Raw genomic sequence first — 1290 nt, forward strand, 5'->3', positions numbered from 1 at the left:
ATCATATGAGTGCCAAGAAGAAAGAAAAGACATGCAGAAAATATAATTAAAAAATTTTATCTTCATCTGAAACACGATTTATTAATGCTGAACGATTTCAGTTAATAAATGCACATTACCATTCTGGCACTCACCTACATTCTTAGTTCAAAACCACTCCTGATAACATTTAGTTAAGGGGCATAGCGTAGCACGCTTGCGTGCGCAGTGGTTTGAAATGGGCATAAAATTCGCGCAGCGAATGCCCATTTCAAAATGTCCCTGCTTGAACTTTTTGTTATCGTAAATCACTTACAGATAAATCATCATGAATTTACTAAACCATACTTATACTATAGTGGTTTACAACTCAACATATAATTCCATGCTTTCTTAAAGCCATCAGAACTGACCTTTATTTCATCAAAATGAACATATTTATAACTATCATTTGATAATTGCCACCTCATATTTTTAACTCCTAACTCTGTGGCAAAACTCGCTCTATGAATAAATTCATTCTCGGCATTTGGAAACAAAGCCAGATATTCAGGTGTAATGGCAGACTCTTTAAACACAACACCATTAATATTAAACACTCTATCGTTAGAATTTCCTCTATCGAAGTTAATGACCCTAACGTTATTTAACTTAATAAAACGTCCATTTATAGATACCGAAGAGAAATCTTTATTTCTCACCCTGTAATTTCTTGTAATTGTAATTGCTGCTGAATCATCACTAAAAATAGCAATATTGACGAAATTATTTTTATTATATCTCTGATTAGTATATACACTCCCACTTTCACAATAAACGGACCACGCACCGAATGTGACATCTCTTTCATATGCGGCGCATGCAAGCGGAAACATTAGAGTAAAAATAAACATACATATTCTCATGCAACACCCCCAAAAAAACACTTTGTAATATAAGTATATTTTAAAATATATATATTAAGTCAAGACAACATAGACTACAGATTACGAATTAAATTAGCGAAGATGACAAGTACGATAACATTTAATTAAGGGGCATAGCGGAGCACGCCTGCGTGCGAAGTGGTTTGAAATGAGCGTAAAATTCGCGCAGCGAATGCTCATTTCAAAATGTCCCTGCTTGAATTTCTTGTTATCTGAAACCCCAAGGTTGCTAAAAGCAGGGTTTTGCCTGACCTTTCCCCGGAATTAATACCAATTCAGTGATGAGATTTTCCAGCTTATGCTGCCTGTTTTGCATACTCAACAGGCGACATGTAATTCAATGAACTATGTGGGCGAACAGTGTTGTAATGCTCGCGCCATAAAT

At 35.2% G+C, this 1290-nt stretch carries 2 protein-coding genes; both read right to left on the reverse strand.

Annotation, left to right across the window (positions count from 1 at the left end; all coding sequences use genetic code 11):
* Positions 1-332: 332 nt before the first annotated feature.
* Positions 333-884 carry a hypothetical protein gene (locus tag ACRCYC_RS10540; protein ID WP_438619092.1) on the reverse strand — a complete coding sequence of 184 codons (552 nt, stop codon included), beginning with the start codon at positions 882-884 and terminating at the stop codon, positions 333-335.
* Between the two features lie 317 nt (positions 885-1201).
* The coding region (locus ACRCYC_RS10545) for an integrase core domain-containing protein (RefSeq protein ID WP_438619093.1) at positions 1202-1290 on the reverse strand (89 nt) is incomplete at its 5' end.

Source organism: Paraclostridium sp. (assembly GCF_051657365.1).
Classification (GTDB): domain Bacteria; phylum Bacillota; class Clostridia; order Peptostreptococcales; family Peptostreptococcaceae; genus Paraclostridium.

What these genes read in the sequence shown, in the direction of transcription:
- ACRCYC_RS10540 (WP_438619092.1), bottom strand. Translation starts at nt 884, where the DNA reads ATGAGAATATGTATGTTTATTTTTACTCTAATGTTTCCGCTTGCATGC.